The organism is Aurantimonas sp. NFXS3 (assembly GCF_049132005.1).
Classification (GTDB): Bacteria; Pseudomonadota; Alphaproteobacteria; order Rhizobiales; family Rhizobiaceae; genus Aurantimonas; species Aurantimonas coralicida.
In genome coordinates this window covers 131,822-144,386 of record NZ_JAGDDZ010000006.1, presented here as the reverse complement: position 1 = coordinate 144,386, position 12,565 = coordinate 131,822, and the positions used below count along the sequence as shown (strand labels likewise).

Sequence of the window (12,565 nt, the reverse complement as noted above, 5' to 3'; positions counted from 1 at the left end):
GGACACAGAAACGGCCGCATCCCGGGATGCGGCCGTTCTGTCATCGGTCGAAGGCGGTGCGTCAGGCCTCGGGGGTGACGTCGACGCCCTCGCCCGCGCTGATGTTGTTCAGATGCGCATGACCCTCGCCGCGCTCCGGATGGGGCGAGACATTGATGTCGGCGCCTTCCAGCCACCGGCCGGAGACATCGCCCTGGCCCGGCACGATGCGCCAGCGGGTTCCGTCACTGAGTTCGATGATCCCGTCGGTGCTGGCGAGTTTGAGCAGAGCCATGGTCGGACCTTTCACGTTCGTTCGGCTGCTTAGCCTTGGTGTCAGGCAATGCCGCGCGTGCGAGAGGGTTCCAGTCCGCGTTACCGCGCTTCACCGTCCTCGGGCAGATCCAGCATGAAGCGGACCTCGTCCTCCGTGAAACCGGCCGACAAAGCGAGATCGACGTCCGGCCTGTACCGGATCGATTTGCGCCGCTTCTCGGCCGCCGGGCCCGTGTCGTCCGGGGTCTGGGTCTCGGAACGTTCGTTGCTCATGCCCCAATGTTGCATCCGCAACGATCGGCGTCATTAAAGCACTATAAGTTGTCTGCCCGGCTGAAATTCAGTGGGCGTGCTTTTCTTCGAGGAAGGCCCGCTGCTCCGGCGTCAGGCCACGCGGATCGAGACCACGGGTCAGGATCGCCAGGCGCGCCGTCTCCTCCAGCTCTTCCATGGCGAAGACCGTGGCCGCCAGCTCGGTTCCGGCAACGACCGGACCATGGTTGGCGAGAAGCACTGCGGAACGCTTGCCGGCAAGGCCGCGCACCGCCTCGCCCATCGCCGGATCGCCCGGCATGAAATACGGCAGCAGCTTCACCCGCCCGAGCTTCATCACCGAATAGGCGGTCAGCGGCGGCAGGACGTCGTCGGGGTCGGTATCGGGCAGGATCGACAGCGCCACCGAATGGGTGCTGTGGAGATGCACCACCGCCCCGGTCGTCGCGCGCCGGGTCTCGTAGAAGGCGCTGTGGAGCGGGATTTCCTTGGTCGGCTTGTCGCCGGACAGGTGCCGGAACTCCTCGTCCAGCCGGGAGATCCGGGCCGGGTCGAGAAAGCCGAAGGAGGCATTGGTCGGGGTGACCAGGATCGTGCCGTCGCCGAGCCGCGCCGAGATGTTGCCGCTGGAGCCGCAGGTCAGGCCGCGGTCGAACATCGACTTGGCAAAGCGGCAGATGTCCTCGCGGAGCCGCGCCTCCTCGCTCATGCCTCGCCTCCCAGACGAGCCGCGGCCTTGGCGAAGAAATCGTCGGCGCCGAAATTGCCGGACTTCAGCGCCAGCGCCAGTTCGCGGCCTTCGACGCGCACCGCGGGAACGCCGGGATCGATCTCCGGGCCGATCTCCAGCGACTGGACGTCGAGCCCGGTGACGACCGCCCCCGAGGTCTCGCCGCCGGCGGAGACCAGCCGGGTGATGCCGGCCTCGACCAGCGCCGCCGCGGTGGCGGCAAACAGCCGTTCGATCGCGGTGGCGACCGCTTCCTTGCCATGCCGCTGCTGGGCCGCGGCGACCGTCTCCGGGTCGGCCGAGGAATAGATCAGCGGCACGCCGGACTGCGCAAGAACCCATTCGGTGAGCGAGGCGGCCGTCACCTCGCCTGCCATCACGGCATCGGCACCCAGCTCGAAGGTCGGGTGACCCGCATCACGATGGACGCCGACCTGGCGGCGGGTGGCGGTCGAGACCGAGCCGGCAAGTGCTGCCGCGCGGCCGACGACGCCGGTCCAGGCAGAGCTTGAGGAGCCGATCAGCCCCTGCGCGCGGAAATTCTCCGGCAGGCCGAGGGCGATGCCGGAGCCGCCGGTGATCAGCGGCAGGTCGCGCGCCGCGTGTCCGGTGGCGTGGAGATCGGCGTCGAGCACGGCATCGGTGATGACGAAGCAGAGGCCGTCGGCGCCAGCCTGGCGAAGCGCATCGGCGATCGCGTCCTCGCCCTTTGCGACGACGCCGTAGGGCACGTGCGACACCGGCGCATCGGTCTGACGCGCCAGCACCCGGCGCAAATCGGCGTCGCGCATCGGCGTCAGCGGATGATTCTCCATGCCCGATTCCGACAGCAGCCGGTCGTTCACGAAGAGATGGCCCTGATAGACCGTGCGGCCGGTCGCCGGAAATGCCGGGCAGACGATGACCGCACCGGCACCCAGTTCCCTGGCGATCGCTTCGCCGACCGGGCCGATATTGCCCTCGTCGGTCGAATCGAAGGTCGAGCAATATTTGAAGAAGAATTGCCGGCAGCCCTGGCTGCGCAGCCATGCCAGAGCCTCAAGCGACTGGCGCACGGCCTCGGCGACCGGGATCGTGCGCGACTTGAGCGCCACCACGCCGGCTTCCACGTCCGGCGCGGCATCGCCTGTCGGGACACCGCTGTACTGGACCGTGCGCATGCCGCCCTTGGCCAGCGTGTTGGCAAGGTCGGAGGAGCCTGTGAAGTCGTCGCCGATACAGCCGAGGATCATGGAATAACTGCCCGCTTGATGTCTGACGGGTTCCTGCATGCAGATGCACGAACCGGGGAATGGCCGCTCCATAGCATTCCGACGCCGAAACGACACCTCCCGCCGGGCCGGATCATGAACGGCCGCCTTCCGGCCTCGCATCCGGATCGCGGAGGTGTCGACCGTTGCCGGCAAAGCTGCGTGCGCGGATCATCTCCCCGCGGCACATTCACCGAGAAACCGGAATCATTCCCTGGCCTTGGACCGGCATGTTGCAGCGCACTTTGAACCGTAGGACGCTGGGAAAACAGTGAACGACCGATGTCGGTCGTCAGCCGAGGTCCGGCAGCCGCCCCTCGATCTCTTCACGTCTTGATTCAAGAAACGGCGGCAAGCGCAGGGCTTGTCCGAGGTCTCCCGGCGCTTCGTCGACCGCGAATCCCGGCGCGTCGGTGGCGATCTCGAAGAGGACATGCCCCGGCTCGCGGAAATAGACCGAACGGAAATAATTGCGGTCCTTCTGCTCGGTCGCGGCGATGCCGTGGTTCTCGGCCAGCTTGCGCACCATCTCGGCCTGCTGCGCATCATCGGCCGCGCGGAAGGCAACGTGATGGACCGATCCGGCGCCGACACGCGGCTTCAGAAAACCGCCGACCGCACGCAGATCGATGATCCGGCCGAAATTCGCATCGCAGACGAAGCGAATGAGCGTCTCCTCGCGGCCGACCTCGCGGAACCCGAGAATGTCTGTGAGGATCGCCGCGGTCGCCTCGGCTTCTTCCAGGAGCAGGCTGACGCTGTGAAAGCCGCGGATCGCATGTTCGGCCGGAATGTCGGAGGTCGCGCGGCTGGGCAGCAGGTCATCGCCGGCGCGGGCGACGAAGGCGAGGCGCAGGCCATCGGGATCGCGGAAGGCCAGGACGGTCTCGCCGAAGCGCTTGACCAGCGAATCGTGCGGCACGCCCTTCTCGATCAGCCGATGGCTCCAGAAGCCGATTGCTCCTTCCGGCACGCAGAAGACGATCTCCTGGGTCTCGCCGACACCGAGTCGTCCCGGCGCCGCATGGTCCCACGGAAAGAACGTCAAGATCGCCCCCGGCTGCCCGGTCTCGTCGCCGTAATAGAGGTGATAGGTGCCGGGGTCGTCGAAATTGACGGTCTTCTTGACCAGCCGAAGCCCGAGGGTGCGGGTGTAGAAGTCGAGATTGCGGGCCGCGCGTCCCGCAATCGCCGTCACGTGATGAATGCCGTTCACGACCATGCCCCTTCTCCGCTCTTTGCCGGATCAACGGGGCACAGGTTAGGGCTGGCGCCGATCCGGCGCACGCGGAATCGCGCGCACCGGAGCTTTGACGCCTCGGGCGGAGTGTCAGCCGAGCTGGAGCGGAACGATCTTGCCGTTTTCGAGCGTGATCGCCCGGTCCATGCGGGCTGCCAGCTCGTGATTGTGAGTGGCGATCAGCGCCGCGACGCCCGACTGGCGCACCAGCGCCGTCAGCGCGTCGAAGACATAGCCCGACGTGGTGGGGTCGAGATTGCCGGTTGGCTCGTCGGCCAGGAGGACATGCGGCGCGTTGGCCACGGCCCGCGCGATGGCGACGCGCTGCTGCTCGCCGCCAGACAATTCGGCAGGCCGATGCGCCGCGCGCTTGCCGATCCGCATGTATTCGAGCAGTTCCCGCGCCCGCTCGGCAGCCGCAGACCGCGACTGTCCGAGGATCATCTGCGGCATCATGACGTTCTCGAGGGCCGAGAACTCCGGCAGCAAATGATGGAACTGATAGACGAAGCCGATCGCCCGGCGCCGCATCTCGGTGCGCCGGTCGTCGCCGAGCGTGCCGCAGGGCTGGCCGCCGACAAGCACCTCGCCGGTGTCCGGCCGTTCCAGGAGCCCGGCAATGTGGAGCAGCGTCGACTTGCCGGCACCCGACGGGGCGACGAGCGCCACCATCTCGCCGGCGGCGACGCCGACGGCCGCGTCGTCGAGGATCGTCAGACGGTCCTCGCCCTGGTCGAAGTGCCGTCCGACCCCGGTGAGCTGAAGTGCGTAAGTCTCTGTCATCATTCGTACCGCAGCGCCTCGACCGGATCGAGTCGCGAGGCCTGCCAGGACGGCAGGATCGTCGCGAGGAAAGACAGGCCGATGGCCATGAGGACGACCAGCACGACCTCGCCGGAATCGATCTCGGCCGGCAACTGGCTGAGGAAATAGAATTCCGGATTGAACAGGATCGTGCCCGACAGCCAGGAGAAGAACTGCCGGATGTTCTCGATGTTGAGGCAGAAGACGACGCCCAGGATCAGCCCGGCCAGCGTGCCGGCGAAGCCGATCGACGCGCCGGTGATCAGGAAGACGCGCATCACCGCGCCCCGGGTCGCACCCATGGTGCGCAGGATGGCGATGTCGCGGCCCTTGTCCTTCACCAGCATGAACAGGCCGGAGATGATGTTGAGGGCGGCCACCAGCACGATCAGCGTCAGGATGATGAACATGACGTTGCGCTCGACTTCCAGCGCCGAGAAGAAGGACTGGTTCTGGGTCTGCCAGGTCACCGTGTAGTTCGGACGCCCCGCCGCGGTCTCGATCGTGCGCTGCAGGTCCTGCACCCGGTCGGGATCGTCGACGAAGATCTCCACCGACTGGGCCAGCCCCTCGTGGTTGAAGAAGAGCTGGGCTTCGGCGAGCGGCATGTAGACGTAGGACGCGTCGTATTCCGACAGGCCGATCTCGAAGATCGCCGCCACCGGATAGGCCTTCACCCGCGGCGTCGTGCCGAGCGGCGTCACGTCGCCGTCGGGCGAGACTAGGGTAATGTTGTCGCCGAGCCGCAGGCCCAGCGCTTCCGCCAGCCGGCTGCCGATGGCCAGCCCGCCGCCCTCGCTGAAGCCGTCGAGCGTGCCCTGCTTGATATTCTCGGAGACCGGCTTCAGATCGGCGAGGTCCTCGCCGCGCACGCCCTTGACCAGCGCGCCCGTGCTGCTGCTGGCCAGGCCCGAGGCCAGGACCTGCCCCTGCACCAGCGGCATCGCGAAGGCGACGCCCGGCACGGTTTCGACCGCGGCTGTCACATCGGAGAAATCGTCGAGCGGCCGGTCGATCGGATACATGACGACATGGCCGTTGACGCCGAGAATGCGGGTCAGCAGCTCGCCGCGAAAGCCGTTCATCACCGACATGACGATGATCAGCGCGGCGACGCCGAGCATGATGCCAAGAAAGGAGAAGCCGGCGATGACCGACACGCCGGCATCGCGGCGCCGCGAGCGCAGATAGCGACCGGCGAGCATCCATTCGAACCGAGCGAAGGGCCGCGTCGAATGGCGGGCCCCGGCCGGCGGTGCGGCAGCCGCGTTGGCTTCGCTCATGCCTGCACCCGGGCGAGGACCGACGACAGCGGCAGCGATTCCCGCTCGCCGGTGGCGCGGAGCTTGATCTCGGCCTCACCGGCCTTGGCGCCGCGCGGCCCGACGATGACCTGCATGGGCAGGCCGATCAGGTCCATGGAGGCGAACTTGGCGCCGGCCCGGGTGTCCTGGTCGTCGTAGAGCACGTCAATGCCCGCCGCCTGCATCTGGCGGTAGAGATCCTCGCAGGCCGCGTCGCAATCGGCGTCGCCGGGCTTCATGTTGATCAGGCCGACATCGAAAGGCGCGACGGATTTCGGCCAGATGATGCCGTTCTCGTCGTGGGAGGCCTCGATGATCGCGGCCAGAAGCCGGCTCGGGCCGATGCCGTAGGAGCCCATGTGCACCGGCACGTCCTTGCCGTCGGGGCCGGTGACGACCGCCTTCATCGGCTCGGAATATTTCGTGCCGAAATGGAAGATGTGGCCGACCTCGATGCCGCGGGCGGCGACCTTGTCGTCATCCGCAAGCTGGTCCCAGGTCGCGGTCTCGTGCATCTCGTCGGTCGCCGCATAGGGCGTGGTCCACGCCTTGACGATTTCGGCGAGGCTCGCGGCATCGTCGAAATCGACGCCCTCGCCCGGCACGGCCAGATCGAGATAGTCGCGATGGCAGAAGACCTCGCTCTCGCCGGTGGAGGCGAGGACGATGAATTCGTGGCTGAGCTCGCCGCCGATCGGGCCGGTGTCGGCGCGCATGGGAATGGCCTTCAGGCCGCAGCGCTCGAAGGTCCGCAGATAGGCGACGAACATCCGGTCATAGGCGATCTTGGAGTTGTCGTAGTCGAGATCGAAGGAATAGGCGTCCTTCATCAGGAACTCGCGCGAGCGCATGACGCCGAAGCGCGGCCGGACCTCGTCGCGGAACTTCCACTGCAGATGGTACAGATTGAGCGGCAGGTCCTTGTAGGTGCGCACATAGGACCGGAAGATGTCGGTGATCATCTCCTCGTTGGTCGGACCGTAGAGCAGATCGCGGCCGTGGCGGTCCTCGATGCGCAGCATCTCCTTGCCGTAATCCTCGTAGCGTCCGCTCTCGCGCCACAGATCGGCCGACTGGATGGTCGGCATCAGGAGCTCGATGGCGCCGGAGCGGTTCTGCTCCTCGCGGATGATCGCGCAGACCTTGTCGAGCACCCGCTTGCCGAGCGGCAGGAACGAGTAGAGCCCGGCCGCCTGCTGGCGGATCATGCCGGCACGCAGCATCAGCCGATGGGAAACGATCTCCGCTTCCTTCGGGGTCTCTTTGAGAATGGGCAGGAAATATCGCGACAGGCGCATGGGACGTCCGATGAATGCGGGGTTCGACTGGCGCAGGGGCGCTTTTGCGCGTCTTAACCGCTCCCCGGGCGATTGGAAAGTCGGCGGCGCGCGCGTTAGCAAGCTCCGCGCCAATTTGCGCCTGCGGACCTCGCCGGGGGCGGCGTGGCAGAATAATGACACGAGCCCGGAAAAACGCGTGACATTGCGAATTCGGCTGGATACGCTCGCGACCATAACAAAAGGCGCCGGCAGGTGCGATTTCTGCGGTCTAGTCTTGGGAGGACGCGATTTCCGGCGCGGCAGTTGCCGCAGCCCCGATCAACGTCATCGGAGCGAAATCCAGACACGCGACTTTGGATGCAAGGCGAAAGCCTTGCATTTTTTTTGCCTTGCGACCGCATGTCCGATTTCTCGTCGCATATTCGCCGGCACGTCAGGTCGCGATACCCGCCTGCCCCTCAGCCCGCCGGAACGAGCGAGGCGGCCAGTCGCTTCGCGCTCACGACGGCAGCATCGCCGTGCAGCGGCCAGCTCTGCATCAGACCATCCAGGATGAGCGTCACGTCGACCTCGCGGCCGGCGAGACCCGCTCCTGCGACCGCCTCTTTCGCCACTTCCCGCTTGTGATGGGCGAGCAGAGCGCGCAGCTTTTCGTCATGCGGGGCGGCGGCCACCGCCGCATGGAACAGGCAGCCATGGCTCGCCTCGCGATCCATCCACTCGGCGACTCGATCGATGACCGTGGCCAGGGCCCCCTCGCCGCTCCCCGGCAGATCGGTGAAAACCAGCGCCATGTAGCGTTCGTGACGATGGTCGAGAGCCGCCAGCACCATGGCTTCCCGCGACGGCGCGTATTTGTAGAGCGTGCGCAGGCTGACTCCCGCAGCGTCGCGCAGGTCCTCGACGCTCGGTTCGGCGAAGCCGTTTGCCGCAAAAGCCCGCTCCAGCCCGCCGGCAATCCTTCTCATCGTATTGGTCATGCTTGACGGTGTAGAATGGTCCCTCTACCTGTGCAAGTAGAGCAACCATTCTACCCACTCAGGAGAGACGATGATGGCGATACCCGCGACGATGCAGGCGATGGTGCTGACCGGCCATGGCGGTCTCGACCGGCTGGAATGGCGGGAGGATGTCCCGGTTCCCTCGCCGGCCCGCGACGAGGTTCTGATCCGGGTGGGCGCCTCGGCGGTCAACAACACCGACATCAACACCCGCACCGGGTGGTATTCGAAGAGCGTGCGCGGCGACACGGCATCGGGCGCATCCGGCGGCTACGGGGCTGCTTCAGAGGCCGATGGCGGCTGGTCGGGCAGCCTGTCCTTTCCCCGTATCCAGGGCGCCGATTGCTGCGGCGAGATCGTCTCGGTCGGCGAAGGGGTCGATGCCGCGCGGATCGGCGAACGTGTGATGGTGCGCACCATGCAGTCGCGCGGTCCCTTGGGGTCCAAAGATTCGATCGTGACGCTCGGATCGGAAAGCGACGGCGCCTTCGCGCAATATCTGACCGTGACGGCCGGCGATGCGATCCGCGTGGAATCGCCGCTCTCGGACCTCGAACTGGCGTCGTTCCCCTGCGCTTTCTCCACCGCGGAGGGCATGATCCAGCGCGCCACCCTCGGCACCGAGCGTGTGCTGATCACCGGTGCGTCCGGCGGCGTTGGATCGGCGGCAATCCAGCTCGCCAAACGCCGGGGTGCGCATGTGACGGCGATGACCAGCCCGGCAAAGGCCGATGCGCTTCTCGACCTTGGCGCCGACGCAATTCTTGCCCGCGATGCCGATCTTCCGGATCGCGCGTTCGACGTCGTTCTCGACCTGGTTGGCGGGCCGCGCTGGCCGCAGCTTCTGGAAACCCTGTGCGATGGGGGGCGCTACGTGACGTCGGGTGCCATTGCGGGCCCGATCGTCGAGCTCGATCTGCGGACACTCTATCTGCGCGATCTGACGCTGTTCGGCAGCACCTATCAGCCGCCGGAGATCTTCACGGATCTCATTGGCTATATCGCGGCCGGCGAGATCCGCCCGGTCATCGCCGAGACGTTCGCCTTGCGCGATCTCAGGGCAGCGCAGGAGGCGTTTCTGACCAAATCCCATATCGGCAAGATCGCCATCCGAATCGGCGATTGACCGCACGGCAAGCGAAGCCTTCCGGCCATCTGCGTCCGGCCGCAAGGCCGGGTGGTCCGGCCGGCGCCTGTTAGGTGCCGGGGATCATCTTCGGGAAGTCGTCCGGGCTCAGCCCGTAGACCTGGGTGACCACGTAGAAGGCGGCGAAGACGACGCAGGCGAGGATCGTCGTCTGCAAGAGCTTCCAGCCCATGCGGTGCTGCGCCGGTGCGCTGTGGGTCGTGCCAAGGGTGATATCGTCGGCATCCGCCTGGCTGCGCTGGCCGAGCGGCAGGATGACGAAGAGCGATGTCCACCAGATGATGAAATAGATCGCCAGTCCCGAGACCCAGCCCATCCTATACCTCTTCGAGTTCGGTCAGCGTCCCGAACATGTCGCCCGGATGGATGAACACCACCGGGCGGCCATGGGCGCCGATCTTCGGTTCGCCGTCGCCGAGCACCCGCGCGCCCGCAGCCACCAGCCGGTCGCGGGCGGTGACGATGTCGGCCACCTCGTAGCAGACATGGTGCATGCCGCCCTTCGGGTTCTTGGCCAGAAAGGCGGCGATCGGCGAGCCTTCGCCCAGCGGTTCGAGGAGCTCGATCTTGGTGTTGTCGAGCTCAACGAAGACGACGGTGACGCCGTGCTCGGGAAGCGCCTGCGGCTCGGACACCGTCGCGCCCAGCATGTCGCGATAGCGCGCGACGGCGTCGGCAAGCGCCGGCACCGCCAGGGCCACATGGTTCAACCTGCCAAGCACCGGCGCCTCCCCCGTTCGATCAGGACCGCGTCACGAAGACGGTCGCAATGGGCTTCTTGCCCCAGGCCTCGAAGGCCGCTCCGCGCACGGCACGCCGCACCGCTTCGCTGACCTTGTCGAGATCCTTGCGGCGCTTCAGCGGAATGCTCTCCACCGCGCCGGCGGCCGCGTCGATCAGGATCTCCTCCATCTCGTCGCCCGCCGCGTCGTCCTCCGGCAGGCCGAGGGCCACGACGTCTGGATCTTCGCGCAGTTCCAGCTTGGCGTCCAACTCGACCAGCACCGACACATGGCCGACGAAGGACAGGCGGCGACGCTCGTTGACGCCCATCGCCTCGGCGGTGCCGATCAGGCGGCCGTCCTTGAAGAGGCGACCGACCGGAACGTCGGCGATGACGCTCGCGGCGCCCGGCGACAACTGCACCACCTTGCCGTTGCGGGCGGGCACGACCTGCTTGACGCCAAGTTCGCGCGCCAGCTTGGCATGAGCGCTCAGATGCGCGGCCTCGCCATGGGCCGGCACGGCGATCGTCGGACGAACCCATTCATACATCTGGCGCATCTCGCTGCGACGCGGATGGCCCGACACATGGACGAGCTTCTCGCCGTCCTCGAGGATCTGCACGCCGCGCTCGATGAGCGCGTTCTTGATGTCGATGATCAGCTTCTCGTTGCCGGGGATCGCCCGCGACGAGAAGATGACGAGATCGCCCTGGGACAGCGCCACGGTCGGGTGCTCATCGCGCGACAGCCGCGCCAGCGCCGCACGGGTCTCGCCCTGGCTGCCGGTCAGGATGATGACGGCCTTCTCCGGCGGGATGTAGCCGAAATCCTGCTCGCCGAGGAACGGCGGGATGCCGTCCATGTAGCCGAGCTCGGTCGACACATCGACGACGCGCCGCATGGAGCGGCCCATCAGCAGCACCTGGCGTCCGGCGTCGCGCGCCGCGGCAGCGATCGAGCGGATGCGGCCGACATTCGACGAGAAGGTGGTGACGGCGACGCGCCCCTTGGCCCCGCGGATGATCTCGCCCAGCGAGGCCGAGACCTCGCTCTCGCTCGGGCTGACGCCTTCGCGCAGCGCATTGGTCGAATCGCAGATCATGGCGAGGACGCCTTCGTCGCCGATTTCGCGCAGACGCTTCTCGTCCGTCGGCGCGCCCAGCGCCGGGGTCGGGTCGATCTTCCAGTCGCCGGTGTGCAGGACGGTGCCTGCCGGGCTGCGGATCGCCAGCGCGACCGGCTCGGGGATCGAGTGGGTGACGTTGATCGCCTCGATCTCGAAGGGACCGACCTTGAAGCGGTCACCGGCCGAGAACTGCGTCACCGGAATCTTGGGTGCGCCGGGTTCGCCCTCGCGCTTGGCCGCGAGCATGGCCGCAGTAAACGCAGTGGCATAGACCGGGACCTTCATCTTCGGCCAAAGGTCGAGCAAGGCGCCGTAATGGTCCTCATGGGCATGGGTGATGACAATGCCCTTCAGCTTGTCGCCCAGTTCCTCGATGAAGCGGATGTCCGGGAAGACGAGATCGACGCCGGGAAAATCGGCGCCAGCGAAGGAGATGCCGACATCGACGGCGATCCATTCGCGTGCATGTTCCGGGCCATAGCCGTAGAGGGCGAGATTCATACCGATCTCACCGATGCCGCCGAGCGGCACGAACAACAATTGGTTCAAGTTCAGACTTCTTTCCTGGGTGGGCCACCCGCGCATTGGCGGGGCGGCATCGTTTCGTTCTTCAGTTCACATTCGTCGTCGGGTGCGCCGCTTTACGCAGCGCCGGAGCCGGACGGCGCCACGCGCTCGTCCCGCTCCAGAAAAAACAGATCGCCAGCCGAAACCGCGGTCACGCGTCCGGCCGCGTCCCGCAGCAACAGGAGGCCGTGTTCGTCGAGGGCCTCGAACCGTCCCGTCAGGACCGCGTCGGCGAGATTGACCCGGCAGGGCTGACCGACGCCAACGGCATGGGCCAGCCATTCGTTGCGTATCGCAGAGAAACCGCGTCCGCCGGCGAAGATCGCCAGCACCCGCTCCATCTCGGCCGCCACGGCGCCGAACACTGCCTCCAGATCGTGCGTCGCGCCTTCCAGCGCAAGGCTCGTCACCGGATAGGGCGTGTCGTCGGGCACATGGGCGACGTTGATGCCGCAGCCGACGACCACCGCCATGCGGCCATCCGGCAGACGTTCACTCTCCAAGAGGATGCCGACCGTCTTGCGACCCTTGATGAGGACGTCGTTCGGCCATTTGACCGCAACGGTGTCGCTTTCGGCCACGAGCCGCGCCAGACCGTTGCGGACACCGAGCGACGCCACCAGAGGCAGGTTCGACAGATGCGTCAGCGGCGCCGGGTCGATCAGCAGCCAGCTCGCATAGAGATTGCCGCGTTCCGACACCCAGTTGCGACCGCGGCGACCGCGCCCGGTCGACTGCCGCTCGGCCGTCACCCAGAGGGGTCCGGGATCACCGGCGCGCGCAGCCTCGAGCGCGACGGTATTGGTCGACGAGACCTCGCCCAGTGTCAGCCGTCGCCGGCGTGCCGAGGCGCCGAAGGCCAC

The 12,565-nt window shown here is 66.8% G+C and carries 14 protein-coding genes; 1 reads left to right on the top strand and 13 read right to left on the bottom strand.

Annotated elements, in window-relative coordinates:
• Positions 1–61 precede the first annotated feature (61 nt).
• The 9 genes from J3367_RS16990 to J3367_RS16950 form a co-directional block, all read right to left on the bottom strand.
• Complete coding sequence (locus tag J3367_RS16990; RefSeq protein WP_024351172.1) at positions 62–274, bottom strand: hypothetical protein; 213 nt, start codon at positions 272–274, stop codon at positions 62–64.
• Positions 275–354: 80 nt separating this feature from the next.
• On the bottom strand, positions 355–528 hold the full coding sequence (locus tag J3367_RS16985) for a hypothetical protein (protein WP_155898502.1): 174 nt from the start codon (positions 526–528) through the stop codon (positions 355–357).
• A 67-nt stretch (positions 529–595) separates the two neighbouring features.
• Positions 596–1,237: a 3-oxo-tetronate 4-phosphate decarboxylase gene (gene otnC, locus J3367_RS16980; RefSeq protein ID WP_024351171.1), complete on the bottom strand. Its 642-nt coding sequence runs from the start codon at positions 1,235–1,237 to the stop codon at positions 596–598.
• Entirely contained in the window at positions 1,234–2,490 is a 1,257-nt protein-coding gene (otnK, locus tag J3367_RS16975; RefSeq protein ID WP_024351170.1) for a 3-oxo-tetronate kinase, read from the bottom strand. The genes otnC and otnK overlap by 4 nt, the downstream gene beginning before the upstream one ends.
• A gap of 310 nt (positions 2,491–2,800) precedes the next feature.
• The gene (locus J3367_RS16970) at positions 2,801–3,730 is read right to left on the bottom strand and encodes a ring-cleaving dioxygenase (RefSeq protein WP_024351169.1); all 930 of its coding nucleotides are present in this window, start codon (positions 3,728–3,730) and stop codon (positions 2,801–2,803) included.
• A 108-nt stretch (positions 3,731–3,838) separates the two neighbouring features.
• Positions 3,839–4,531, bottom strand: coding sequence for an ABC transporter ATP-binding protein (locus J3367_RS16965; RefSeq protein ID WP_024351168.1), 693 nt, complete (start codon positions 4,529–4,531; stop codon positions 3,839–3,841).
• Positions 4,531–5,835, bottom strand: a complete 1,305-nt coding sequence (locus J3367_RS16960) for a lipoprotein-releasing ABC transporter permease subunit (protein WP_024351167.1) — start codon at positions 5,833–5,835, stop codon at positions 4,531–4,533. Before J3367_RS16960 ends, J3367_RS16965 begins: the two co-directional genes overlap by 1 nt.
• Positions 5,832–7,154, bottom strand: a complete 1,323-nt coding sequence (gene proS / locus J3367_RS16955; RefSeq protein WP_024351166.1) for a proline--tRNA ligase — start codon at positions 7,152–7,154, stop codon at positions 5,832–5,834. Before proS ends, J3367_RS16960 begins: the two co-directional genes overlap by 4 nt.
• Before the next feature lie 440 nt (positions 7,155–7,594).
• Positions 7,595–8,104: a TetR/AcrR family transcriptional regulator gene (locus J3367_RS16950; protein ID WP_244495439.1), complete on the bottom strand. Its 510-nt coding sequence runs from the start codon at positions 8,102–8,104 to the stop codon at positions 7,595–7,597.
• 85 nt (positions 8,105–8,189) lie between these two features.
• Here J3367_RS16950 and J3367_RS16945 point away from each other — a divergent pair, with 85 nt between their 5' ends.
• Positions 8,190–9,263 carry an alcohol dehydrogenase family protein gene (locus J3367_RS16945; protein WP_024351164.1) on the top strand — a complete coding sequence of 358 codons (1,074 nt, stop codon included), beginning with the start codon at positions 8,190–8,192 and terminating at the stop codon, positions 9,261–9,263.
• A gap of 70 nt (positions 9,264–9,333) precedes the next feature.
• Here J3367_RS16945 and J3367_RS16940 read toward each other — a convergent pair whose 3' ends face one another.
• The 4 genes from J3367_RS16940 to J3367_RS16925 are packed head-to-tail and all read right to left on the bottom strand — an operon-like array spanning position 9,334 to position 12,565.
• The gene (locus J3367_RS16940) at positions 9,334–9,600 is read right to left on the bottom strand and encodes a DUF1467 family protein (protein WP_024351163.1); all 267 of its coding nucleotides are present in this window, start codon (positions 9,598–9,600) and stop codon (positions 9,334–9,336) included.
• Between the two features lies 1 nt (position 9,601).
• Positions 9,602–10,006 carry a methylmalonyl-CoA epimerase gene (gene mce / locus J3367_RS16935; protein WP_024351162.1) on the bottom strand — a complete coding sequence of 135 codons (405 nt, stop codon included), beginning with the start codon at positions 10,004–10,006 and terminating at the stop codon, positions 9,602–9,604.
• 19 nt (positions 10,007–10,025) lie between these two features.
• The gene (locus tag J3367_RS16930) at positions 10,026–11,720 is read right to left on the bottom strand and encodes a ribonuclease J (RefSeq protein WP_029703303.1); all 1,695 of its coding nucleotides are present in this window, start codon (positions 11,718–11,720) and stop codon (positions 10,026–10,028) included.
• A 56-nt stretch (positions 11,721–11,776) separates the two neighbouring features.
• The gene (locus tag J3367_RS16925) at positions 11,777–12,565 is read right to left on the bottom strand and encodes a biotin--[acetyl-CoA-carboxylase] ligase (protein WP_024351160.1); all 789 of its coding nucleotides are present in this window, start codon (positions 12,563–12,565) and stop codon (positions 11,777–11,779) included.

Bases quoted from the DNA above. Each gene is read 5' to 3' on its own strand.
- J3367_RS16990 (WP_024351172.1), bottom strand. From the start codon at position 274: ATGGCTCTGCTCAAACTCGCCAGCACCGACGGGATCATCGAACTCAGT.
- J3367_RS16985 (WP_155898502.1), bottom strand. From the start codon at position 528: ATGAGCAACGAACGTTCCGAGACCCAGACCCCGGACGACACGGGCCCG.
- otnC (WP_024351171.1), bottom strand. From the start codon at position 1,237: ATGAGCGAGGAGGCGCGGCTCCGCGAGGACATCTGCCGCTTTGCCAAG.
- otnK (WP_024351170.1), bottom strand. From the start codon at position 2,490: ATGATCCTCGGCTGTATCGGCGACGACTTCACAGGCTCCTCCGACCTT.
- J3367_RS16970 (WP_024351169.1), bottom strand. From the start codon at position 3,730: ATGGTCGTGAACGGCATTCATCACGTGACGGCGATTGCGGGACGCGCG.
- J3367_RS16965 (WP_024351168.1), bottom strand. From the start codon at position 4,531: ATGACAGAGACTTACGCACTTCAGCTCACCGGGGTCGGACGGCACTTC.
- J3367_RS16960 (WP_024351167.1), bottom strand. From the start codon at position 5,835: ATGAGCGAAGCCAACGCGGCTGCCGCACCGCCGGCCGGGGCCCGCCAT.
- proS (WP_024351166.1), bottom strand. From the start codon at position 7,154: ATGCGCCTGTCGCGATATTTCCTGCCCATTCTCAAAGAGACCCCGAAG.
- J3367_RS16950 (WP_244495439.1), bottom strand. From the start codon at position 8,104: ATGAGAAGGATTGCCGGCGGGCTGGAGCGGGCTTTTGCGGCAAACGGC.
- J3367_RS16945 (WP_024351164.1), top strand. From the start codon at position 8,190: ATGGCGATACCCGCGACGATGCAGGCGATGGTGCTGACCGGCCATGGC.
- J3367_RS16940 (WP_024351163.1), bottom strand. From the start codon at position 9,600: ATGGGCTGGGTCTCGGGACTGGCGATCTATTTCATCATCTGGTGGACA.
- J3367_RS16930 (WP_029703303.1), bottom strand. From the start codon at position 11,720: ATGCGCGGGTGGCCCACCCAGGAAAGAAGTCTGAACTTGAACCAATTG.